Raw genomic sequence first — 22,975 nt, forward strand, 5'->3', positions numbered from 1 at the left:
AACCGCGTCGCCGCGGGGTCAGAGGTACTTCTTCAGTTCCCGGCGGGCGAGTGAGCGCTGGTGCACCTCGTCCGGGCCGTCGGCGATCATCAGGGTGCGGGCGCCCGCGTAGAGCTCGGCGAGGGGGAGGTCCTGGCTCACTCCGCCCGCGCCGTGCAGCTGGATCGCACGGTCGAGGATGTCCACCACCGCCCGCGGGGTGGCGATCTTGATGGCCTGGATCTCCGTGTGCGCGCCCTTGTTGCCCACGGTGTCCATCAGCCAGGCCGTCTTCAGCACCAGCAGCCGCAGCTGCTCCACGGTGACCCGCGCGTCCGCGATCCAGTTGTGGACCACGCCCTGCTGCGCCAGCGCCTTGCCGAACGCCGTCCGCGACACCGCGCGGCGGCACATCAGCTCGATGGCCCGCTCCGCCATGCCGATCAGCCGCATGCAGTGGTGGATGCGCCCCGGCCCGAGACGGGCCTGCGCGATGGCGAAGCCGCCGCCCTCCTCGCCGATGAGGTTCGACACCGGCACGCGCGCGTGGTCGAAGACCACCTCGGCGTGGCCGCCGTGGTAATGGTCCTCGTAGCCGAACACCCGCATGGCCCGGCTGACCGTGACCCCCGGTGTGTCCCGCGGCACGAGCACCATCGACTGCTGCCGGCGCGGGTCCGGCCCGTCCGGGTCCGTCTTGCCCATCACGATGAAGATCCGGCAGTCCGGGCTCATCGCGCCGGAGATGTACCACTTGCGCCCGGTGATGACGTACTCGTCGCCGTCGCGTTCGATGTGCGTGGTGATGTTCGTGGCGTCCGAGGAGGCCACCTCCGGCTCGGTCATCGCGAACGCCGACCGGATCTCACCGGCCAGCAGCGGCTCCAGCCACTGCTTCCTCTGCCGCTCGTCGCCGAACTGCGCCAGCACCTCCATGTTCCCGGTGTCCGGGGCCGCGCAGTTCAGCGCGGTCGGCGCCAGCTGCGGGGAGCGGCCGGTGATCTCCGCCAGCGGGGCGTACTGGAGGTTGGTGAGCCCGGCACCGTGCTCGGCGTCCGGCAGGAACAGGTTCCACAGTCCCCGGCGGCGTGCCTGTGCCTTCAGTTCCTCCACCACCGCCGGGGTGTCCCACGGTGAGCGGAGCGCGGCGCGCTGCTCCTCGGCCACCGGCTCGGCCGGATGAACGTACTCGTCCATGAAGGCGAGCAGTCTGCCGCGCAGGTCCTCGGTGCGTGCGTCGTACGCGAAGTCCATGTCCCGTCAGCCTTCCTGAAGCGTGGTCAGTCCGTGCTCGATGAACACCGGCACCAGGTCGCCGATCCGGTCGAAGCCCTTCCCGACCGTCTGGCCCAGCGTGTAGCGGTAGTGGATGCCCTCCAGGATCACGGCGAGCTTGAACCAGGCGAACGCCGTGTACCAGGACACCGCGGAGACGTCCCGGCCGGAGCGCGCCGCGTACCGTTCGACCAGCTCGGCCGGGGAGGGGTGCCCGGGCGCCGCGGCGGTCGTGCTCACGGGGGAGTCCGGCAGCGCCAGCGGCTCGCTGTACATCACCAGCAGGCCGAGGTCGGTCAGCGGATCGCCGAGTGTCGACATCTCCCAGTCGAGGACGGCGCGGATCCGGTCCTCGTCGTCGACGAGGACGTTGTCCAGCCGGTAGTCGCCGTGCACCACGGCCGGCGCGGGCGAGGCCGGCAGCGCGCGGCCGAGCGCCGCGTGCAGTTCGTCGACGCCGGCCAGCTCGCGGTTGCGGGAGGCGTCCAGCTGCTTTCCCCAGCGGCGCAGCTGACGGTCCAGGAACCCCTCGGGCCGCCCGAACTCCGCCAGGCCCACCTCGGCCGGGTCCACGGAGTGCAGCTCGACGAGGGTGTCCACCAGGGACAGCACCGCCGCCCGGGTGCGCCGCTCACCCAGCGGGGCCAGCTGCTCGGCGCTGCGGTAGGGCGTCCCGGTCACGAACTCCATGACGTAGAACGGCGCGCCCAGCACCTCCTCGTCCTCGCACAGCAGCACCGGGGCGGGCACCGGTACGCGGGTCGGGTGCAGGGCGCTGATCACCCGGTGCTCGCGCTTCATGTCGTGCGCGGTGGCCAGGACGTGGCCGAGCGGGGGACGCCGGACGACCCACTTCGAGGAGCCGTCGGTGACCTCGTACGTCAGGTTCGAGCGGCCGCCCTCGATCAGCCGGCCGGTCAGCGCGCCCCGTGCGAGCCCGGGGCGCTCCCGCTCCAGCAGGGTGCGCAGCCGGTCGAGGTCGAGTCCGGGCGGGTGGTCGGCTGCCATCGTCGCTCCTCGGTGCGAATGAACAGTGGATGGAAAATGAACTGCACTCATGATGCCGACCGGTCGGTATGCCGTCCAGGGGGAGCGGCGAACGTGATCGGCGCCACGCCGTGCCGACCGCGCGGTGACGCGCTCGCGTCACACCGGCGGACCGGCCGGTGCGCGGCGTCCGCCGCCCGGCGCGGTCGACTGCCGGTCCGCGGGGCCGCCAGGCGCCCGGCGGGCGCGGAGGCCGTCCCCGGGACACCCGGCCCGGCCTCAGAACACCAGGGCCGTCGCGCAGACCGCCAGGGCGACGGCGCACGCGGTCGCCGCCGTGGCCCGGCGGGCGCTCAGGGCGGCGGGCACCCCGGGTGCCGACAGCGCGCGGATGCGGTGGTGGGCGACCAGCAGGAAACCCAGCCACAGCAGACAGCACGCCGCGCACGCCAGGGCCGAGCCCGCCGTGACGCCCCCGCGCAGCGTCGTGCGCACCCCGAGCACGGAGGCCACCGTGCAGGCCAGTGTCGTACGGCGCCACGCCAGCCGGGTCCGCTCGGGCTGCAGCCCGGGGTCGCGGTCGGGGGCCGGGCCGCTCATCCCTCCCACCCGACGAGCACCACGACCACCATCGCCAGCGCCACCACCGCGACGACGAAGCTCAGCACCGCCGGGAACCGGGAGGCGGGCAGGTCCTCGCCGTGCCGCATGGCCCGCTCGCACCGCACCCAGTGGTTGACCGCGCGCAGCGAGCACAGCACGCCCGCCCCGAGCAGGGCGAGCGCGAGGCCGACGCGCCACCCCCAGCGCAGGTCCGGCAGGAACTGGTCCACCGCGAAGCCGCCGCCGATCAGCGCCAGCGCGGTGCGCAGCCAGGCCAGGAAGGTCCGCTCGTTGGCGAGGGAGAACCGGTAGTCGGGGGTCTCGCCTTCGGCGCGGATCCGCTCGGGCGCGAACCACATCCGGACGTTCCGCACGAGTTCGATCACGCGCAGGACCCTATCCGGTGGCGGTACCGGGGGCCGCGACCCGCCCGGCGCCGCCCGCTCAGCGCGGCGAGCGGTGCTCCAGCAGCCGCTCGTACGCCGCCAGGCCGTCCGGCACCCACTCCCGCTCCGGCAGCCGAGCCCGCAGTTCCCCGTCGGTGAGGAAGCCGTGCCAGGCGACCTCCTCGGCCTGCGGGTGCACCGGCAGCTCGCAGCGGACCTCGTACACGGCCGACCACCAGCTGTGCCCGGCGCCGTCCTCGTAGAGGAACTTGAACAGGAAGTCGGGGCGGGGCAGCCCGCTCACCCCGAGCTCCTCCTCGGCCTCGCGCAGCGCGGCCTCGTCGTAGCTCTCGCCCGCGCCGACGACGCCCCCCACGAACATGTCGTACAGGGAGGGGAAGACCAGTTTGGTGGGGGTGCGCCGGTGCACGAAGACCCGGCCCGCCGCGTCCCGGGCCTCGATGAACACGCACCGGTGGCGCAGTCCGCCGGCGTACACCTCCCCGCGCGGGCGGCGGCCGACGACCCGGTCGTGCTCGTCGACGACGTCGAGGATCTCCTCAGCAGCGTCCATGGGGTCATCCAACCAGAGCCCGCCCGGCCCGCAGCCGTACCCGCCCTGTCCCGGCCCGCAGCCGTACCCGCCCCGTCCCGTGCCGGCCCGCAGCCGTACCCACCCCGTCCCGTGCCGGCCCGCAGCCGTACCCGCCCCGTCCCGTGCCGACCCGCAGCCGTACCCACCCCGCCCCGTGCCGGCCCGCAGCCGTACCCGCCCCGGTCCCGGCCCCGTGCCGCGGCCGGGTCCGCCCGGTGGCGCTCAGCGCGTCTGCAGGGCCAGCCGCGCGGGGACGGGGGCGGCCGAGCCCCGGGGCATGGCCGGGTGCATGCCGAGCAGCACGATGCCGGCGACCACGGCGGTGAGGCCGGCCGCCTCCCAGGCCAGGGCGCCCGCGTCGGTGTGCAGCCGGTCGCCGAGGAAGACGACCCCGCACAGGATGCCGGCGAGCGGCTGCGCGGCGGTCAGCGCGGGCAGCGAGGCCCGCAGGGAACCGGTCTCGAAGGCACTCTGCACGAGCAGCAGGCCCGTCACACCGAGCAGCAGCACGGCGTACGGCTGCCAGCCGGTCAGCAGCTCGGCGAAGCCGCCGGAGGAGAAGCGCTCCCCGCTGACCCGGGTGAGGGCGTCCTGGACGCCGTAGAGGAGCCCGGCGGCGAGCGCGAGCAGGGCGGGGCCGGAACCGGTCCGGGAGCGCTTGGCGCCCGCGGTGAGCAGCAGGGCCAGACCCACCATCGGCCCGATGATCAGAAACGGCCGCACCGGGTCGGTGACGACCGCACCGCCACGGGGCTCGCCCGCCACGATGAACGCGGTCACCCCGCCGGCGAGCAGCGCCAGACCCGCCCAGCCCTGCCGGCCGAGCGGCTGCCGGGTCTGGCGCCGGGACAGGGCGAGGGCGAAGAGCAGGTTGGTGGCGAGCAGCGGCTCCACGAAGGAGATCTCGCCCTGGCCGAGGGCGGCCGCGCCCAGCGCCATGCCCACCACCATCAGCGCGATGCCGCCGAGCCAGCGCGGCATCCGCATCAGGTCGAGCAGCAGCCGGGGGGAGAGGAAGTCGCCGCGCGGGGCCCGCTGGGCCGCGTTCTGCTGCAGGACGAACCCGAAGCCCAGGCAGCACGCGGCACCGACGGCGAGAAGCAGGACCAGAACGGACACGCTGTGCATACCTCGGGATCTTCTGGAAGCCGGCCGCGGGTGGGGCCGCGGGCCGCTGGGCCGGGAGCGGGTGCGAGGGGCTCCCCGGGGCGCCTGCCGGAGCCCGGGGTGTGCCCGGGCGGGGCGCCGTACGCGGGCCGCGGCGCGTCCGGTGGGATCCGGGCTGCGGCACGGCCGTCCCTGCCATGGTCGGGGGTGAAACCGGTCGGCGCTATGACGTACGCCACATCCATCCGCTCCGACATGCGGGGAATGTCGCCCTCCATGTCACCTCGTGCGTCACAACTGACTCTGGAGTCACAAGAGTTGACCCGTGTCACGCCCCGGTCGCACTTGACGGCGTACACCGGCTGCCGGTTGACTGCGCGTGATCGGCTGATGACGGGGGCGGCCCTCCTCCTCGTCACCGGTCCTTCGGCATGTCCGGTTCCGCTTCATCGTCTGAGGATGTCCCTCGGTGTCACCACCCCCGCCACCCCTGGGCCGCGGCCGCAAGCGCTCGTCCCAGACCCTCGACGCGGCGCTCGACGACACCGATCTCGCCGCCGCGCGCACCGCGCTCAACCAGGGCCGCTGGCAGGTCGCCCGCACCCTGCTGGCGGAGACCGGCGACGACTGGGACCGCCGCGGCCACCGCGTCGCCGTCCTCGCCGCGGAGCGGCACAGCGCCGCCTGGGCACACGAGTGGCGGCTGGCCGAGCCCGAGTCCGCCGACGCCTCGGTCCTCCTCGCCGTCGCCCGGGTGCAGCGCGCCCTGGCCGGCCGGGAGAAGCCGGACCGGGCCCGCGACGCCTGCCGGGCCGCCGCCGCGCTGCTGCCCGACGACCCCACCCCGTGGCTGGGGCTGCTCATGCTGGAGCGCGAGCGTGGCGGCGACCAGGACGCGGCCCGCGCCTTCGACGAGGTCCGCCACCGCCACACCGAGCACCACCAGGCCCACCACCTGATGGTCGCCCGGCTCGCCGAGGTCCGGGTGCAGGACGGCGCGGACCCCCTGCACGAGGTGTACGACTTCGCCAACTGGGCCGCCGAGCAGGCGCCCGCCGACTCACCGCTGGCCATCCTGCCGGTCGTCGCACACACCGAGCGCTACCGCGTGCTCGCCGCCGCCGGTCACCTCAGCCCCGACCCGGCCGCGTCCGGCCACTGGGTCGGCCGCAGGGCGCGGCAGGTGATGAAGGCCGCCTTCGACTGGTGGCTGGAGTGGGAGCACGAGGGCCACCCGCGCCGCCTGGTCGACCTCAACTTCCTCGCCCACGCCAAGTCCTGCGAGGGGCGCGGAGCCGAGGCGGCGGCGCTGTTCCACCGCATCGGCGCGTACGTCACCGCCCAGCCCTGGTCCTATCCGGACCGCGACCCCTGCACCGCCTTCCTCGTCGCGCGCGCCGCCGCGCTGGGCACCGGCTGAACCGCCTGCCCGTCCGCCACCTCCCCGCCCGCACGTACAGCGCACGCTCCGCCCGCACGGCCCGCCCGCACGCCCCGCCCGCACGGCCCACGCCCCGCCCGTACAGCCCCTCCGAGCCCGCACGCGCCCCGTCCGGGTCCACCGGACAGGTCCCCGACCGAGTCCCGCCCGGCCCCGACCCCTCGGCCCCCGGCCGCCCGGCCCCGACCCCCTCGGCCCCCCGAAAGGACATCCCCCGATGACAACGGGCAGTTCGAGAACCACCGCCCCCGGCAGCTCCTCCTCCGGTACCGCCGCGGGTATCAGCACCTTCAAGGGCCAGGAGCGCGCCCTGCGCGCCGACCGCCTCGGCACCGGCGGCCTGCTGCTGTCCGTCCTGGCGGCCACCGCCCCCCTCATGGTCGTCGCGGGTGTCATGCCCACGGCGTTCGCGGTGATGGGCGTCGTCGGCCAGCCCCTGATCTTCGTGGCCCTGGGCGTCACTCTGATCCTGTTCAGCGTCGGCTACGCCGAGATGAGCCGGCACGTACACAACGCCGGCGCCTTCTACGCCTACATATCCCGTGGCCTCGGCCCCACCGCCGGGGCGGGCGCCTCCTGCGTCGCCCTCGTGGCCTACAGCGTCCTGCAGGTCGGCATCTACGGCATCTTCGGCTTCGAGGTCTCCGGACTGCTCGCCACCTACGCCGACGCCGAAGTGGCCTGGTGGATACCGGCGCTGCTGGCCGTCGCCGCCGTCGGCGCCCTCGGCTGGCTGAAGATCGACGTCAACGCCCGGCTGCTCGGTGTGCTGCTGCTGATCGAGCTGGCCCTCGTCGTGATCTTCGACGTGGCCGCGGTCGGCGACCCGGGCCCCGAGGGCCTGTCGCTGCACGCCTTCAACCCCGACACCCTCACCGGCGTCGGTCTCGGCACCGCCCTGTGCTTCTGCATCGCCGCCTTCACCGGCTTCGAGCAGGCCCCCGTCTACGCCGAGGAGACCAGCCGCCCGCATGTCCTCGTACCGCGCGTGATGTTCCTCGCCGTCGGCTTCGTCGCGGTCTTCTTCGCCCTCAGCTCCTGGGCGCTGACGGTGGCCACCGGCCCCGCCGGGATCGTCCCGGCCGCCCGGAAGGAGAGCGCCGGGCTGCTCTTCGTCCTCACCGAGGACCGGCTCGGCGGCACCTTCACCGACGTCATGCACGTCCTGTTCGTCACCGGCATGTTCGCCGCCCTGCTCAGCTTCCACAACGTCGTCGCCCGGTACGCCTTCGCCATGGGCCGCGAAGGCCTGCTCCCGTCCGTCTTCGGCCGTACCACCGGTGCCAGCGGCGCCCCCGGCACCGGCTCCCTGCTGCAGACCGTGATCGCCCTGCTCGTCGTCGTCGCCTTCGCCGTCACCGACGACCAGCCGGCCGGCGACCCCACCGCGCCCGTCCTGCACCTGTTCACCTGGGCCGGCAACACCGGCGCGCTCGGCGTTACCTTGCTGATGGCGACCGCGTCCTTCTCCGTCGTCGTGTTCTTCGTGCGCCGCGGCGCGGCCGGCGCCCAGGCCTGGCGGCTGGCCGCCTCCGCGGTGGCCGGCCTCGCCCTGCTCGTCATCGCCGGCTACACGATCAAGGACCTCGACGTCCTGATCGGCGCCGGACCCGACTCCCTCCTGAACTGGATCCCGCCCGCCGTGATCGGCCTCGCCCTCGTCGTCGGCCTCGTCCACGGTCTGCTGCTGCGTTCCCGCGCACCCGAGGCGCACGCCCGCATCGGGCTCGGCAACGAGGCGTTCCAGCTGGACAAGGCGGCCGAGACCGCCGACTGACGGGCCCGTAGCGGCCGCGCGCCGGCCGCGCGCCGGCCGCGCGCCGGCCGCGCGCCGGCCGCGCGCCGGCCGCGCACCGGCCGCGCACCGGCCGCGCACCGGCCGAGGAGCGGGGCGGACGGCGCGCCCCGTCCTCCCGGCCGCCTTACGGAACTCTGACGGGCACCCGCCCACCCTGGCCCCACCGGGGGCGCGGGTGCTCGAATGGGAAGGTGAACCCCGAGCCGCCCGAACCCCCCGAGCCGCCCGAACCGCCCGAACGCGAGGAGCCGCGCGGCCGGCCCATCGGCCGCCGTGTCCTCCTCGGCACCCTCGGCCTGGGCGCCCTCGGCGTCGTCGCCGCGCCCCCGCTGCAACGCGGTCTGGAGTCCCTGCTGGCCGGCGCCGCGGACCGGGACCCCACCGGCCTGACCGGGCTGCTGCCCAACGGCGGCGGCTTCCGCTACTACTCGGTCGCCACCTCCGTCCCGCACCGCGGTGCCCGCGACTACCGCCTCAGCGTCGACGGCCTCGTCGACCGCCCCGCCTCCCACACCCTCGCCGAGCTGCGCGCCATGCCGCAGACCCGGCTGGTCCGCGACGTGCAGTGCGTCACCGGTTGGCGGGTCCCCGACACGCCCTTCGAAGGGGTGCGCCTCTCCCGGCTGCTGGACGCGGCCGGCGTACGGCCCACCGCCCGCGCGGTCCGCTTCACCTGCTTCGACGGCACCTACTCCGAGAGCCTGACCCTCGACCAGGCCCGCCGCTCCGACGTCCTGGTCGCGCTGCGCATGCAGGACGAGGACCTGGGCCACGCCCACGGCGGCCCGGTCCGCCTCTACGTGGCGCCCATGTACTTCTACAAGTCCGCCAAGTGGCTCTCCGGCATCACCGTCACCGACGACGTGCGCCCCGGCTACTGGGAGAAGCGCGGCTACGACGTGGACGCGTGGGTCGGCCGGTCGAACGGACGTGACGATGCCCCCACGGACTGACGCCCCCGCCCCGGGGACCGGGCTCGCCCGCTTCACCCCCGCCGAGCGCTGGGTGCACCGCACGACGGCCGTACTGATGGGCGTGTGCGTGCTGACGGCCGCCTGCCTCTACGTCCCCGAGCTCGCCCAGTTGGTGGGCCGCCGGGCGCTGCTGGTCCAGGTGCACGAGTGGACGGGCCTGGCGCTGCCCCTGCCCCTGCTCGCGGGCCTCGTCTCCCGAGCCCTGCGCGCCGACCTCGGCAGGCTGAACCGTTTCGGCTCCCACGACCGGGTCTGGCTGCGGGCGGTGCTGCGCCGCGACAGGCGGCCGTCGGCCCGTCCGGCGGGCAAGTTCAACGCCGGGCAGAAGATCTACGCCGCCTGGATCGCGGGTGCCGTCCTCGTCATGCTGGGCACCGGGCTGCTGATGTGGTTCACCCACCTCACCCCGCTGCGCTGGCGGACCGGCGCGACGTTCGTCCACGACTGGCTCGCCCTCACCGTCGGGGTGGTGCTGGCCGGTCACATCGGGATGGCCCTCGCCGACCCCGAGGCCCGCCGCGGCCTGCGCACGGGCCGGGTGAGCCGGGACTGGGCCGAGCGTGAACACCCCTTGTGGCGGCCCTGACCCCACGCCTCCGGCAGTGCGCTCACGGAGGGCGCGGGGCGCGGCGGCGTGGGGCGGGCGGCGTGGGGCGTGCGGTCCGTGAGGCCGGGCAGGGCAGGCCGTCCGGGCCTCGGCACCGGCCTGCGTCGACGCCGTCCTGGCCCTACAGGACCAGCGACAGCAGCATCACCATGCCGCCGGCCACGACCGAGATGACCGTCTCCATCAGGGACCAGGTCTTGACGGTCTGGCCGACACTCAGCCCGAAGTACTCCTTCACCAGCCAGAACCCGGCGTCGTTGACGTGGCTGAAGAAGAGGGATCCGGCGCCGACGGCGAGCACCAGCAGGGCCGCGTGGGTGGCCTTCGCCTACACCGCGGGACCCGCGGGACCGAGGGGATCGGCAGGTCCCGCAGGTCCGCCGGGTCCCGCAGGTCCGCCGGGTCCCGCAGGTCCGGCGGGGCCCGCAGGTCCGGCGGGTCCCGGCGGGGCGCCCAGAGCCCGCAGGGCGCGCTCGGTGATGTCCTCGGGGCTGCCGGAGACGTCCACCGCGACACCCGCCTCGTCCGCCTCCAGCGGCTGCAGCGCGGCGAACTGGGAGTCGAGCAGCTCAGCGGGCATGAAGTGGCCGGTGCGCCGCGCCATGCGGTCCTCGATCAGGGCGCGGTCCCCGGTCAGGTGCACGAACACGATCCCGGGCGCGGCCGCCCGCAGCCGGTCACGGTAGGCCCGCTTCAGCGCGGAACCGCTGACCACGCCGCCGAGTCCGGCCCTGCCGAGCGCCCAGGCGCCGATCGCGTCCAGCCACGGCCACCGGTCCGCGTCGTCCAGCGGGACGCCGGCCGACATCTTGGCGATGTTGGCCGGCGGATGGAACGCGTCACCCTCCGCGTAGGGGACGCCGAGCCGGGCGGCGAGCAGCGGACCGATGGTGGTCTTGCCCGTTCCGGCGACGCCCATGACCACGACCACGTGGGGGGTGTGCATGACTGCCTCGCTGTCTTCCTCGACACGAGACGCCGACTTCCGACGTCCGACGACGCCCCACTGAAACCCATTAGGTATGACGAATTCAAGAAGCTGCGCCATAAAAGTCTGACTTTTTGTTCGCGCGGCGGGCCTCGTACCCTGTGCGCATGAGCACAGCGGGCCGCGGGCTGCACGGCCGGGTACTGGACACCCTCGGCCCCGAGATCACCGCCGGCGTCTACCCGCCGGGCAGCGTCCTGCGCACCGACGAACTCGCCCAGCGCTTCGACGTCTCCCGCTCGGTCATGCGCGAGGCCGTCCGCGTCCTGGAGTCCATGCACCTGGTGGAGTCCCGTCGCCGGGTCGGTGTCACCGTGCGGCACGAGACGGAGTGGAACGTCTACGACCCGCAGGTCATCCGCTGGCGCCTGGCCGGCGCCGACCGCCCCCGCCAGCTGCGCTCGCTCACCGTGCTGCGCTCCGCCGTGGAACCCGTGGCCGCCCGTCTGGCCGCGCTGCACGCCACCGCCGAGCAGTGCGCCCGGCTCACCGAGTGCGCCCTCGGCATGGTCGCCACCTCACGGGGCCACCAGCTGGAGGACTACCTCCTGCACGACGTCGCCTTCCACCGGATCGTGCTGACCGCGTCCGGCAACGAGATGTTCGCCCGGCTCGGCGACGTCGTCGCCGAGGTGCTGACCGGACGCACCCACCACGACGTCATGTTCGACGACCCCGACCCGGAGGCCGTCACCCTCCACGTCCGCCTGGCCGAGGCCGTCCACGCCCGCGACGCCGACCGGGCCGAGGACCTCACCCGGCGGATCACCGTCGGCGCCCTCCAGGAGCTCGACATCCTGGCCCCGTAGCGGCTGTCCGCCTCCCGGCAGGTCCCCGGCAGCCCCCGGCAGGTCCCCGGCAGCAGCCCTGCCCCGGGCTGCCGGGGAGCGCCCGCCCCCGCGGCGCGGGGCGCCGGGCACTCCGTGCCTACTCCAGGAAGTCCCCGTCCACGTACACCCAGGCCCCCTCCACCCGTTCGAACCGGCTGCGCTCGTGCAGCGACCCACCCCGGTACGACGCCCGGAACGTCACCGTCCCCGACGCGTGGAAGGCCGTACCGCCGGAGGACGCCAGGATCTCCAGCCCCGTCCAGCGCATCCCCGGGTCGAGGCCGACCCGCGCCGGCCGCGTCCGCGGATGCCAGGTCCGCAGCAGGTAGCCCTCCTCGCCCCGCACGAACGCGCAGTACCGCGACCGCATCAGCGTCTCGGCGGTCGGCGCCTCGGCCGACCCGGTGTGGAAACGGCCGCAGCAGGCCTCGTACGGCTCCGGCAGCCCGCACGGGCACCCGGAGGACCGCGCCGGACGCCCCGTACGGCGGGCGGACTCGCTCATGCTTCAGGCTCCTGCACTCGGCGGATACGACGGCATCGACGGCACCCCGGGACCCGGGGCGGGCAGCGGCGGCAGCGCCGTGCCGTACACCCAGGAGGCGAACAGATCGTCCAGCGGCTCCATCGCGAACCGGGCCGCATGCGCCCGCAGCGCCTGAGTCGTCACCGCCCCGCCCCGGTGCCCGCCCGCCCAGCCGCGCAGCATCCGGAAGAACGCGTCGTCCCCCAGCGCGCACCGCAGCGCGTGCAGCACCAGCCCGCCCCGCTCGTACAGCCGGTCGTCGAACATCAGCTTGCGGCCCGGGTCCGCCAGCCTGAGGTCCTGCGGCTGCCCCGACAGCATCCGGTGCGCCGCCGCCGCCAGCTGCTGCGCCGGACGCCCGCCCGAACGCTCCGACCACAGCCACTCGGCGTACTTCGCGAACCCCTCGTTCAACCAGATGTGCCGCCAGTCGGCGATGGACACGCTGTTGCCGAACCACTGGTGCGCCAGCTCGTGCGCGACCAGCCGCTCACTGCCCCGCGCCCCGTCCACGTGGTTGGCCCCGAACAGCGACAGCCCCTGCGCCTCCACGGGCACGTCCAGCTCCTCCTCGGTCACCACCACCGCGTACTCGTCGAACGGATACGGACCGAACAGCTCCTGGAACACGTCCATCATCTGCGGCTGCCGGGCGAAGTCCCGGGAGAACTCCGGCAGCAGCTCCGCCGGGATGTGCGCGTGCTGCGGCACCCCGCCCGGCCCCGGATCGCCCAGCAGCACCGTCTGGTACTTGCCGACCGCGAGCCCGACCAGGTAGCTGGACGTCGGCGCGGCCTGCTCGTACACCCAGGTCGTCGTCGACGCCTTCGCCGTCCGCGTCAGCAGCCGGCCGCCCGCCACCACCGCGTACGCCGACGGCGTCGTGACCGAGATCTGGTACGACGCCTTGTCCGCCGGCCGGTCGTTGCACGGATACCACGACGGCGCCCCGACGGGCTGGCTCGCCACCAGCGCCCCGTCCGCGAGCTCCTCCCAGCCGATCTGGCCCCACGGGCTGTTCACCGGCCGCGGATTGCCCGACCAGTGCACCTCCACCGTGAACGCGGCACCCGCCCGCACCGGCTTCGCCGGCCGCACCCGCAGCCGCCCGCCCCGGTGCGTGTACTGCGGCTGCCGCCCGTCCACCCGCACCCGGCCGACCTTGAAGCCGGCCAGGTTCAGCTGGAACTCCGTGAGCTGCGCCCGCCCCGCTATGGCGTTGATCCGCGCGGTCCCCGACAGCCGGTTGGGACCGGGCCGGTAGTCCAGCGCGAGCTCGTAGCGATGCACCCGGTAGCGGGGATCGCCGTTGTCCGGGAAGTACGGGTCCCGCCCCGCCGCCTGCTGCACTGCCACTTCCGCGTCCGCTCCCTGCGCCGTGCTCGTACGAGGTCCACGTTCCCCGTGCGACGCGCAGGACCCGCCTACCGACGCCACGACTCGATCGGGTTGCCCAGCCAGCGCGTGCCGTCGGGCACCGACTCGGCAGCCATCATCAGCGACGCCGGACCCAGCGTGGCCCGCGCGCCGACCGTCGAACCGGGCAGCACGATCCCGCCGGGGCCCAGCGTCGCGCCCGCACGGAGAACCACAGTATCCGTCCGCAAGATCCGGTCGTGGAAGAGGTGCGTCTGCAGCACGCAGCCCCGGTTCACCGACACCCCGTCCTCCAGCGTCACCAGATCCGTCTCGGGCAGCCAGTAGCTCTCCAGCCACACGCCCCTCCCGATCCGCGCACCGAGCCCCCGCAGCCACGCCGTCGTCACCGGCGTTCCCGGCACCAGCCCCGCCAGCCACGGCACGGCCAGCACCTCCACGAACGTGTCCGCCAGCTCGTTGCGCCACACGAAGGCGCACCACAGCGGATGCTCACCCGGCCGGTGCCGCCCCACCAGCAGCCACTTCGCCACCACCGACACCAGTCCCGCCGCGAGTCCGGCCGCCAGCAGCACCGCACCCGACAGCAGCGGAGCCCACGGCCCCAGCGCGCACAGCGCCGCCACCGCCAGCACGGCCAGCCCCGCCGAACAGAACACCGGCACCAGCCGGCACAGCTCCACCAGTCCTCGCGCCCACCGCAGCCGCGCCGGCGGCGCGTACGTCCTGCTCCCGTCGCCCGGGCCGGCGCTGCGGGGCAGCTTCACCGGCGGCAGCCCCAGATACGACGTGCCCCGCTTGGCCTTCTTCGGAGCCGCGGACAGCACCCCCACCAGACCGCCGTCCGGCACACTCCGGCCCGGCCCCGCCATGCCCGAGTTCCCCAGGAACGCCCGCCGGCCGATCTCCGCCCGCCCGATCCGCAGCCAGCCACGCCCCAGCTCGTACGGCGCGGTGAGTGTGTCGTCCGCCAGGAACGCCCCCTCGCCCACGGTCGTCAGACTCGGCAGCGCCAGCACGGTCGACACCTCCGCGCCGCGCCCGATCCGCATCCCCAGCAGCCGCAGCCACAACGGCGTGACCAGCCCCGCGTACAGCGGGAACAGCGTCTCCCGGGCCCGGTCCATCAGCTGCGTCACCGTCCACGCCTGCCAGCCCACCCGGCTGTGCGTCGGATGCACGCCCTCCCTGAGCCCCGCACTCAGCAGCCGCACCCCCACCAGGATCAGCAGCGCGTACGTCACCCCGTACGTCAGCGTCGCCGGGACCAGCGCCGCGGCCGCACCCCGCAACGGCGCGCCGGCCGTCACGAACCGGCTCGCCACCGCCAGCGCCGCCGCCCCCGACAGCACCGGCAGCAACCCCAGGACCAGCCCCGACAGCCCGTACGCCGCCCGCCACACCCGGCCCCGCGCGGGTCGCTCCTCAGGCCAGTTCCGCTTCGCCTTGCCCAGCTTCACCGCCGGCGCACCCGCCCAGCGCTGCCCCGTCGGGATCTGCCCGGTCACCGCGGAACCCGGCGCCACCTCGGCCCGCTTGCCGACCCGGGCACCCGGGAACAGCAGACTGCGGGTGCCCACGGTGGCGTGCGCGCCCACCTTCACGGCACCGATCACCAGCCGGTCCCCGTCCAGCCAGTGACCGGACAGATCGACCTCCGACTCCACCGCCGCACCCCGGCCCAGCTTCAGCAGTCCCGTCACCGGCGGCAGCGAGTGCAGATCCACGTCCTGGCCGATCCGCGCCCCCAGCGCCCGCGCGTACCGCAGCAGCCACGCCCCGGTCAGCGAGGTCGCCCCGCTGAACTCGGCCAGCCGCTCCGCCGCCCACAGCCGCAGATGCACCGAACCGCCCCGCGGATGGCGGCCCGCCCGCACCCCGCGCAGCAGCAGCCGCGCCCCGCCCGCGGCGAGCGCCAGCCGGCCCGGCGGCGTGTACAGCACCAGTCCCAGCACCCCCAGCAGCCACCACGGTGCCGTCGGCAGCCATCCGTACCCGGTCAGCACGTTCCCGGCCGCCGCCAGCGGCACCCACCAGCGCAGCCCCAGCAGCGTGTACAGCGGCACCAGCGCCAGCAGCTGCACGGCCTGGGCGCGCCGCGCCACCGGCACCACCTCGCGGCTCGCCGCGTCGTCCTGCGCGGACTCCTTCAGCCGCCGCGCCAGCTTCCGCAGCGTCGGCTGCTGGTACACGTCCAGCACCGCCGCCCCGGGGAAGCGGCTGCGCAGCCGGGTGACCAGTTGCGCCGCGCCCAGGCTGGAACCGCCCAGCGCGAAGAAGTCGTCCCGGGCGCTGCCCACCCGCACACCGAGCACCTCGGCCCACTGCTCGGCCAGCCACGCCTCGGTGCCGTGCAGCTCCTCGGCCGGCCCGGCCGGCTCCAGCCCCTCCAGCGGCCACGGCAGCGCCGTCCGGTCCACCTTGCCCGACGTCCGGGTCGGCAGCTCCGCGACCGGCGCCAGCAGCGGCACCAGCGCCGCCGGCAGCGCGGCCCGCAGCCGCTTGAGCGCCGCCGCGTGGTCCCAGCCCTCCTGCGTCACCACATACCCGACCAGCAGCTGGTTTCCGCCGCGCGCGGTCCGCACCGCCGCCGCGGCTCCCGCCACCCCCGGCAGTGCCTGCAGCGCGGCGTCCACCTCGCCCAGCTCGATCCGCCGGCCGCCCAGTTTGACCTGCTCGTCGGCGCGCCCCAGGAACACCAGCCCCTGTGGCTCCGCCCGCACCAGGTCACCGCTGCGGTAGGCCCGCTCCCAGCCCAGCGAGGCCAGCGGCGCGTACTTCTCCGCGTCCTTCCCGGCGTCCAGGTAGCGGGCGAGCCCGACCCCGCCGATCACCAGCTGCCCGGTGGAGCCCATCGCCACCGGATGCCCGGCCTCGTCCACCACCGCCAGCTCGTAGCCGTTCAGCGGCAGCCCGATCCGCACCGGGCCCTCGCCGCTCATCAGCGACGCGCACGCCACCACCGTCGCCTCGGTCGGCCCGTAGGTGTTCCAGACCTCCCGTCCCTCCGTGACCAGCCGCTGCGCCAGCTCCGGCGGACAGGCCTCCCCGCCGAAGATCAGCAGCCGTACGTCGTCCAGGGTCTCCGGCTCCCACAGCGCGGCCAGCGTCGGCACCGTGGAGACGACCGTGATGTCCTGCTCCACCAGCCAGGGCCCCAGATCGGCGCCGCTGCGCACCCGCGAGCGCGGCACCGGCACCAGACAGGCCCCGTACCGCCAGGCCAGCCACATCTCCTCGCAGGAGGCGTCGAACGCCACCGACAGCCCGGCCAGCACCCGGTCGCCGGGCCCGATCGGCTCCTCGGTCAGGAACAGCGCCGCCTCGGCGTCCACGAAGGCGGCCGCGTTCTCGTGCGTGACGGCGACGCCCTTGGGCCTGCCGGTCGAGCCGGAGGTGAAGATGATCCACGCGTCGTGCGCGACCGTGGGACGCGCCGGGGGGACCACGGGCCCGTCCGGCACGGTCAGCTCGTGCCCGGCCCCGATCACGGCCCGCACCTCGGCCTCGGCGAAGACCAGCTCGGCCCGCTCGTCCGGGTCCTCGGCGTCCACCGGCACGTAGGCCGCGCCGGCCGCCAGCACCGCGAGGATCGCCACGTACAGGTCGTTCGTCCCGGACGGCACCCGCACGCCCACCCGGTCCCCGAGCCCCACACCGGCCGCACCGAGTCTGCGCCGCAGCCGCTCGACCTCCGCCGCCAGCGCCCGGTAGGTCAGCGGGCTGTGCCCGTCGTCCAGGGCGAGTTCGTCGGGGTGGGACCGCACCGAGGCGTCGAACACGTCGACCAGGGTGCGCGGGGAGGCCGCCGGACCGCCGGAGAAGCGGGCCCGGTCCCCGAAGCGTGCGCGGATCTCTACGTCGAGCAGGTCGAGGGAACTGCTCTCGTGGATGGCTGCCATCAATCCTCGCGTCTCGTTCCCGGAGTCCTCCGGGGCGCCAGGCGGGCCCGCAGGTCTGCCTGGGGTTGTCCGGCTCCGGCAACGTAACAAGCCGGAAATTTTAGTACGACGCCCAGTTGAACTCCCGGTGACGGCTGCGGGACACGGCCGGCCGGGCGAGTGCACCCCCGAGTTGTCAGGGCCCTGACCTGCTGGTCCGTGCCGCCGCGAGAGATGGGCCACACGGCCCCGCACAAAGGGCGAGGGCCGTGACCTCGTGGTCACGGCCCTCGCCGTCGACGTGTCCGAGGGGGGGACTCGAACCGACCCTGAACAGTTGGGGCAGCCGAAGCAAGAATTGGCCGCCCTGCTGAAAGAACCACGCAAGCGAGCCGGCCTCACTGGGGACCGGCTCGCTCGACGTTGCAACATGGCCCAATCGAAGATCAGTCGGATCGAGAACGGGAAAGCCCGACCGAGCCTGCTCGACCCGGAGAGGGTCCTTCGGGCTGTCGTTGCTCCGCCCGAGGTCATCGAGGAGGTCATCGCCCTCGCGAGGCTGGCCAATACCGAGTGGCAAGACCTGCGCTCGCTACGCCGCAGAGGACTGGAAAGGAAGCAGACCGAACCTGCCGCGCTCGAATCCTCCTCCACCGAGTTCCGCTTCTTCCTGCTGGTTCCCGACGTGGCCGCCCGCATTCGCAAGGAGTTCGCGCCGGTTCCTCGACACCCCCGCCGGCCGAATCGGGGAACTCGCGGCCCTGGCCGAGATGCTGCAAGCCGTAGCCCGTGGCTGGTACACCGACCTTGCCCCCGACCTCGTGGCCCGTGCGGAGGCGCTCACCGGGGTGCGCCCGCCCGTCCCCGTGCACTCCGAGGTGAGCGTCTGACCGTGCCCCTGTGCGTCTGTCTCAGGCGCTCTCACCGATGCGCCGGCACAAGGTGGCCCGAGAGATCCCCAGAGCCCTGGCGATGCCCGTGACGCTCCCCCCTTGGCGTGCCGGGCACGGGCTATGGCTGGCTCGCCGTCCTTCACGACGGAGGGGCGTCCACCGTGGTTGCCCTTGCGGGCCGCAGAACCCGGTAGAGGTCTCGGCCAATGCCCGGCACCACTCGCCGGGCCGCACGACGGTGCGGTACGGCAGGCGTCGCGCTGAGGGAGCGAAGAGGCTGGCCGCTTCGAGCGCCAGCCGTCTCGGCCTGTCATCCCTGGTCTGACCAGGAAGTTCGCTCGGCTGTTGGTCACGTGGTTGGTCACGCCACAGCCGGAGAAACAGAAAGACCCCAGATCAACTGGGGTCCCTGCTGGTGTCCGAGGGGGGACTTGAACCCCCACGCCCGATAAAGGGCACTAGCACCTCAAGCTAGCGCGTCTGCCATTCCGCCACCCGGACAGGGTGTGTGCCGTGCGGGTTTCCCCCGCGGCGACGACGTCAACATTACCAGGCTTTCGGAGCCCGCCGATCACGGCTGCGGTGCGCGCACGGAGTCCGTCCGGGAGCACCGGCCGGCGGGACCGGCTGGTGGCAGCGGTCGGCGGAAGCGGCTGGTGGCAGCGGTCGGCGGAAGCGGCCGGTGGAAGCGGCCGGTGGAAGCGGCCGGTGCGGGTCGCCGGACCGCGGTGCCCGGCGAGGGCGCCCGACGCGCCACGGACCCCCGCGCGCGACGGTGCCGGCGCGGCGAGCGCGCGACGGGCCGGGACCGGTCTTGGGGCGCGGCCGCCCGGGAGGGAGGATGGGGGAGACCACCAGCAGCGACAGCGGGAGGATTCAGCGTGAGCCAGACGGGCACGGCCGGCGGCGTCACCGGCGAGGACGAGGTCGTGGACCTCTGCCGCGAGCTGATCCGGATCGACACCAGCAACTACGGCGACCACTCCGGCCCCGGCGAGCGCAAGGCGGCCGAGTACGTCGCCGAGAAGCTCGCGGAGGTCGGCCTCGAACCGCAGATCATCGAGTCCCACCAGGGCCGGGCCTCCACGGTCGCCCGCATCGAGGGCGAGGACCCCTCCCGGCCGGCGCTGCTCATCCACGGCCACACCGACGTCGTTCCGGCCGACGCCGACGACTGGACCCACCATCCGTTCTCCGGCGAGATCGCCGACGGCTGCGTCTGGGGGCGCGGCGCCGTCGACATGAAGGACATGGACGCGATGACCCTGGCGGTCGTCCGCGACCGGCTGCGCAGCGGCCGCCGGCCGCCGCGCGACGTCGTCCTGGCCTTCCTCGCCGACGAGGAGGCCGGCGGCACCTACGGCGCCCGCCATCTCGTCGACCGGCACCCCGGCCTGTTCGAGGGCGTCACCGAGGCGATCGGCGAGGTCGGCGGCTTCTCCTTCACCGTCAACGAGAACCTGCGCCTGTACCTCGTCGAGACCGCCCAGAAGGGCATGCACTGGATGCGGCTCACCGTCGACGGCACCGCCGGACACGGCTCGATGACCAACGACGACAACGCCGTCACCGAACTGTGCGAGGCCGTCGGACGGCTCGGCCGCCACACCTGGCCGGTGCGCGTCACCAAGACCGTGCGCTCCTTCCTCGACGAGCTCTCCGACGCTCTCGGCACCGAACTCGACCCCGAGAACATGGACGAGACCCTCGCCAGGCTCGGCGGGATCGCCAAGATGGTCGGCGCCACCCTGCGCAACTCCGCCGCACCCACCATGCTCGGCGCCGGGTACAAGGTCAACGTCATCCCCGGCCAGGCCACCGCCCACGTCGACGGCCGCTTCCTGCCCGGCCACGAGGAGGAGTTCCTCGCCGACCTCGACCGGATCCTCGGCCCCCGCGTCCGGCGCGAGGACGTGCACGGCGACAAGGCGCTGGAGACCGACTTCGACGGCCGGCTCGTCGACGCCATGCAGACCGCCCTGGGCGCCGAGGACCCCATCGCGCGCGCCGTTCCGTACATGCTCTCCGGCGGCACCGACGCCAAGTCCTTCGACGATCTCGGCATCCGCTGCTTCGGCTTCGCGCCGCTCCGGCTGCCGCCCGAGCTGGATTTCGCGGGCATGTTCCACGGCGTCGACGAGCGCGTGCCGGTGGACGGCCTGAAGTTCGGGGTACGGGTGCTCGACCGGTTCCTCGACGACTGCTGACACCGCCCCACGGCGGCAACCCGTAATTCGGCCGCATGTGCGGACATGACCGGGAAGAGTGAATGCGCTCATAGGGTCGTAGCCCTAATCACGCCCCCTCGTTACAGGTGGTGCGGTCCGCGGCTTGGGACCGCTTTGCCTACAAGGAGGAATGATGATCAAGAAGGTCGTCGCTGCTGCGGCTGCCACGGGTGGTCTGGTTCTCGCGGGTGCGGGCCTCGCCGTCGCCGACTCGGGTGCCCAGGGTGCCGCTGTGCACTCCCCGGGTGTCGCGTCCGGCAACGTCGTGCAGGTCCCGGTGCACATCCCGGTGAACGTCTGCGGCAACACGATCTCGGTGATCGGGCTGCTGAACCCCGCCTTCGGCAACACCTGCGTCAACCAGTGACGCCGACCCGCTGAGGGGCGTCCCACCTCGTCGGCCTCGGAGCGCCCCGCGCTCCGGGGCCGACCGGTATTTTCCGCCTCTTTTCCATGAAAGGCAGGGAATCAGTACATGCGACAGGTCACCCGTAAAGGCCTGATGACCGTGGCGGCGGCGACCGGCGTGATCGCCGCCGCCGGCGCACCCGCCGCCCACGCCGGCTCCGGCGCCGGCGGCTCGTCGTCCCACTCGCCCGGCGTGCTCTCCGGCAACACGGTGCAGGCGCCGGTGAACGCGCCGGTCAACGTCTGCGGCAACACCGTCGACGTCGCCGGCGCCCTCAACCCCGCCACCGGCAACGCGTGCGGCAACAACGACGGCGGCCCGCCCGCCCGCCACGGCCACCCCTCCGGGAACCAAGGCCACGGCAGTCCCGCCGGGCACCCCGGCCAGTCCGGGCACCCCGGGCACGGTGGCGGCCGTGGTCCGCACGCCGGGGGCGGATCCGGCGCGCACGGCAGCACCGGCGGCTCGCCGGGTGTCGGCTCCGGCAACCAGATCCAGGCCCCGGTCGACGCGCCGGTCAACGTCTGCGGCAACAGCGTCGACGCCATCGGCGTCGGCAACCCCGCCTTCGGCAACGACTGCGGACCCGGCCACGGGCACCACACCCCGCCGCACCGCGGCCGTCCCGCCCCGGACGACGGCTACGGCACCCCGGACGACGGCTACGGCAGCCCGCCGTCCGGACCCGACCGGCCGGGAACCCCGGGCGACCGGAACATCCCGCCCTCCCCGCCGTCGGCCGGGGGCCACCCGGACACTCCCGGCGAGGGGTCCGTCACCCCGGGCGGCGGGCCGGCCGTCCCCGGCGCCCGCACCCCGGGCGACAGCGGCCTCGCGGCCCACACGGCCGCCCGGCAGCCCGGCGCGACCCAGCTCGCCGCCACCGGCACCGGCCTTCCCCTGGGTGCGGCCGCCGGCCTCGGAGCCGGAGCCGTCCTCGGCGGTGCCGTGCTCTACCGCAGGAAGCGCCTCCTGGCGTGAGACCCCCGATGAGGGAGCGGGCCCCGCACCGGCGGGGCCCGCTCCGTTTCCGCTTCCGCGCTCTGCTCACCAGGTCGCGCGCGCCTGGCGGATGATCCGCCGCCGCAGCCGCACCCTGCGGCTGCCGTCGCGCATCAGGCTGAGGCGGTACAACTCCCAGTTCCCGTACTCGGCCTGGTCCGTCAGCAGACGCGTGGCCTCCTTCCGGGACACCCCGCGAGGTACGTACACGTCGACAAATTCGTATTCCGGCATCGCATCTATTGTGCGGGCCGGCCCCCGGTACGGATAGCGTCTGCACTATGTCTGATGCTGCGCAGCCCACCGCTGCCGAGGTACGCGCCGCCGCCGAGGCGGTCAAGGCCGCGCTCGACCGCCACCTGGCCGCGGTCGAACGCCGGTCGGGGGACGAAGACCCGGCCGTCTACGAGGCGTTCAACGAGCTGGCGGCGGCCGCCGAGGCCTACGACGAGCTGCTGTACGACCGCCACGACGAGGTCACCCCCTTCGAGATCCCCGGCGCCGACTCCGCGCAGCCCTACACGGGCCCCGAGGAGCCGAACGCGCTGAGCGTGCTGATCCGCCGCGACTACGCCGTGGCGGAGCCGCAGCGGCTGCTGGCCCAGGCGGAGCGGGTCGAGGCCGCGGACCACGACGACGCGGACGCGGCCGGCACCGTACCGGGCGCGCTGAGCATCCTCTTCGGCGAGTACGAACCGGACGAGATCGCCACCCGCCACAGGGAGTTCGGCCTGGAGGAGGGCGACTCCACGATCTGGGTGGCCGCCGCCGACGAGCCGGCCGAGCCGGGCGAGTGGCTGGAGACACCGTTCGACCACGTCGACCCCGAGCGCGTGATCTGCCGCTTCGACGTCAGCGCGGTCTTCGACGAGGAGCCCGGGGACGACCTGGCCGACCTGGCCGACCTCGACGACCTCGGTGACGACGACGCCGACGGCGAAGGCGACGAGGGCGACGACTTCGCCGACGCCGACGCCGGTGACGCCGCCGGCGGGACGGACGCGCTCGGCGAGGCGGACGACTACGACTACGACGCCGGCGGCGACGAGCACCTCGAACGCCTGGAGGCCGATCGCTGACCCCGCCCCG

Annotated in this window: 19 protein-coding genes, 1 tRNA gene and 3 pseudogenes; 10 read left to right on the forward strand and 13 right to left on the reverse strand. The window is 74.2% G+C overall.

Annotation, left to right across the window (positions count from 1 at the left end; all coding sequences use genetic code 11):
• Positions 1–18: 18 nt before the first annotated feature.
• The 6 genes from AC5K6T_RS07640 to AC5K6T_RS07665 all read right to left on the reverse strand — a co-directional run bounded on the left by AC5K6T_RS07640 (position 19) and on the right by AC5K6T_RS07665 (position 4,944).
• Positions 19–1,233 carry an acyl-CoA dehydrogenase family protein gene (locus AC5K6T_RS07640; RefSeq protein ID WP_493206772.1) on the reverse strand — a complete coding sequence of 405 codons (1,215 nt, stop codon included), beginning with the start codon at positions 1,231–1,233 and terminating at the stop codon, positions 19–21.
• Positions 1,234–1,239: 6 nt separating this feature from the next.
• Positions 1,240–2,262 carry a phosphotransferase family protein gene (locus tag AC5K6T_RS07645; protein WP_493206774.1) on the reverse strand — a complete coding sequence of 341 codons (1,023 nt, stop codon included), beginning with the start codon at positions 2,260–2,262 and terminating at the stop codon, positions 1,240–1,242.
• Between the two features lie 258 nt (positions 2,263–2,520).
• Entirely contained in the window at positions 2,521–2,841 is a 321-nt protein-coding gene (locus AC5K6T_RS07650) for a DUF202 domain-containing protein (protein ID WP_493206776.1), read from the reverse strand.
• Positions 2,838–3,230 carry a YidH family protein gene (locus tag AC5K6T_RS07655; protein ID WP_493206778.1) on the reverse strand — a complete coding sequence of 131 codons (393 nt, stop codon included), beginning with the start codon at positions 3,228–3,230 and terminating at the stop codon, positions 2,838–2,840. Before AC5K6T_RS07655 ends, AC5K6T_RS07650 begins: the two co-directional genes overlap by 4 nt.
• 58 nt (positions 3,231–3,288) lie before the next feature.
• Positions 3,289–3,804 (reverse strand): NUDIX domain-containing protein, encoded by a 516-nt coding sequence (locus AC5K6T_RS07660; RefSeq protein WP_493206780.1) that lies wholly within the window; start codon positions 3,802–3,804, stop codon positions 3,289–3,291.
• Between the two features lie 243 nt (positions 3,805–4,047).
• Positions 4,048–4,944: a DMT family transporter gene (locus AC5K6T_RS07665; protein WP_493206782.1), complete on the reverse strand. Its 897-nt coding sequence runs from the start codon at positions 4,942–4,944 to the stop codon at positions 4,048–4,050.
• Positions 4,945–5,401: 457 nt separating this feature from the next.
• On the opposite strand from AC5K6T_RS07665, the gene AC5K6T_RS07670 reads away from it, so the two are divergent.
• The 4 genes from AC5K6T_RS07670 (at position 5,402) to AC5K6T_RS07685 (ending at position 9,731) form a co-directional block, all read left to right on the forward strand.
• Positions 5,402–6,352 (forward strand): hypothetical protein, encoded by a 951-nt coding sequence (locus AC5K6T_RS07670; RefSeq protein ID WP_493206784.1) that lies wholly within the window; start codon positions 5,402–5,404, stop codon positions 6,350–6,352.
• Positions 6,353–6,590: 238 nt separating this feature from the next.
• Entirely contained in the window at positions 6,591–8,150 is a 1,560-nt protein-coding gene (locus tag AC5K6T_RS07675; RefSeq protein ID WP_493206786.1) for an APC family permease, read from the forward strand.
• A 212-nt stretch (positions 8,151–8,362) separates the two neighbouring features.
• The gene (locus AC5K6T_RS07680; protein ID WP_493206788.1) at positions 8,363–9,124 is read left to right on the forward strand and encodes a molybdopterin-dependent oxidoreductase; all 762 of its coding nucleotides are present in this window, start codon (positions 8,363–8,365) and stop codon (positions 9,122–9,124) included.
• Positions 9,108–9,731: a cytochrome b/b6 domain-containing protein gene (locus tag AC5K6T_RS07685; protein WP_493206790.1), complete on the forward strand. Its 624-nt coding sequence runs from the start codon at positions 9,108–9,110 to the stop codon at positions 9,729–9,731. Before AC5K6T_RS07680 ends, AC5K6T_RS07685 begins: the two co-directional genes overlap by 17 nt.
• 142 nt (positions 9,732–9,873) lie before the next feature.
• Here AC5K6T_RS07685 and AC5K6T_RS07690 read toward each other — a convergent pair.
• Together AC5K6T_RS07690 and AC5K6T_RS07695 are read right to left on the reverse strand one after the other, a co-directional pair.
• Positions 9,874–10,071: pseudogene (locus AC5K6T_RS07690) on the reverse strand (GntT/GntP/DsdX family permease); the annotation flags it as partial.
• A gap of 117 nt (positions 10,072–10,188) precedes the next feature.
• Positions 10,189–10,698 (reverse strand): annotated as a pseudogene (locus AC5K6T_RS07695) (gluconokinase); the annotation flags it as partial.
• A gap of 149 nt (positions 10,699–10,847) precedes the next feature.
• On the opposite strand from AC5K6T_RS07695, the gene AC5K6T_RS07700 reads away from it, so the two are divergent.
• Positions 10,848–11,549: a FadR/GntR family transcriptional regulator gene (locus tag AC5K6T_RS07700; protein ID WP_493206792.1), complete on the forward strand. Its 702-nt coding sequence runs from the start codon at positions 10,848–10,850 to the stop codon at positions 11,547–11,549.
• 118 nt (positions 11,550–11,667) lie between these two features.
• On the opposite strand, the gene AC5K6T_RS07705 is transcribed toward AC5K6T_RS07700, so the two are convergent.
• From AC5K6T_RS07705 to AC5K6T_RS07715, 3 genes are all read right to left on the reverse strand, one after another.
• A complete protein-coding gene (locus AC5K6T_RS07705; protein WP_493206794.1) occupies positions 11,668–12,075 on the reverse strand; it encodes a YchJ family protein in 408 nt (135 codons plus the stop codon).
• A gap of 3 nt (positions 12,076–12,078) precedes the next feature.
• On the reverse strand, positions 12,079–13,452 hold the full coding sequence (locus tag AC5K6T_RS07710) for a M1 family metallopeptidase (protein ID WP_493206796.1): 1,374 nt from the start codon (positions 13,450–13,452) through the stop codon (positions 12,079–12,081).
• Between the two features lie 68 nt (positions 13,453–13,520).
• Entirely contained in the window at positions 13,521–17,375 is a 3,855-nt protein-coding gene (locus AC5K6T_RS07715) for a Pls/PosA family non-ribosomal peptide synthetase (RefSeq protein ID WP_493206798.1), read from the reverse strand.
• Between the two features lie 280 nt (positions 17,376–17,655).
• Between AC5K6T_RS07715 and AC5K6T_RS07720 the strand changes: the two are divergent.
• Positions 17,656–18,244 (forward strand): annotated as a pseudogene (locus AC5K6T_RS07720) (helix-turn-helix domain-containing protein).
• Between the two features lie 416 nt (positions 18,245–18,660).
• On the opposite strand, the gene AC5K6T_RS07725 reads toward AC5K6T_RS07720, so the two are convergent.
• Positions 18,661–18,748 (reverse strand) — tRNA-Leu (locus AC5K6T_RS07725).
• Between the two features lie 380 nt (positions 18,749–19,128).
• Between AC5K6T_RS07725 and AC5K6T_RS07730 the strand changes: the two genes are divergently transcribed.
• The 3 genes from AC5K6T_RS07730 to AC5K6T_RS07740 all read left to right on the forward strand — a co-directional run bounded on the left by AC5K6T_RS07730 (position 19,129) and on the right by AC5K6T_RS07740 (position 21,865).
• Complete coding sequence (locus AC5K6T_RS07730; RefSeq protein WP_493206800.1) at positions 19,129–20,454, forward strand: M20/M25/M40 family metallo-hydrolase; 1,326 nt, start codon at positions 19,129–19,131, stop codon at positions 20,452–20,454.
• 154 nt (positions 20,455–20,608) lie between these two features.
• The gene (gene chpH, locus AC5K6T_RS07735; RefSeq protein ID WP_493207406.1) at positions 20,609–20,842 is read left to right on the forward strand and encodes a chaplin ChpH; all 234 of its coding nucleotides are present in this window, start codon (positions 20,609–20,611) and stop codon (positions 20,840–20,842) included.
• Between the two features lie 108 nt (positions 20,843–20,950).
• A complete protein-coding gene (locus AC5K6T_RS07740; RefSeq protein WP_493206802.1) occupies positions 20,951–21,865 on the forward strand; it encodes a chaplin in 915 nt (304 codons plus the stop codon).
• 66 nt (positions 21,866–21,931) lie between these two features.
• On the opposite strand, the gene AC5K6T_RS07745 is transcribed toward AC5K6T_RS07740, so the two are convergent.
• Positions 21,932–22,120: a DUF5703 family protein gene (locus tag AC5K6T_RS07745; protein ID WP_493206804.1), complete on the reverse strand. Its 189-nt coding sequence runs from the start codon at positions 22,118–22,120 to the stop codon at positions 21,932–21,934.
• A gap of 47 nt (positions 22,121–22,167) precedes the next feature.
• Between AC5K6T_RS07745 and AC5K6T_RS07750 the strand changes: the two genes are divergently transcribed.
• Positions 22,168–22,965 carry a hypothetical protein gene (locus AC5K6T_RS07750; RefSeq protein ID WP_493206806.1) on the forward strand — a complete coding sequence of 266 codons (798 nt, stop codon included), beginning with the start codon at positions 22,168–22,170 and terminating at the stop codon, positions 22,963–22,965.
• Positions 22,966–22,975: the final 10 nt, after the last annotated feature.

This window comes from Streptomyces sp. B8-7, from assembly GCF_058833805.1.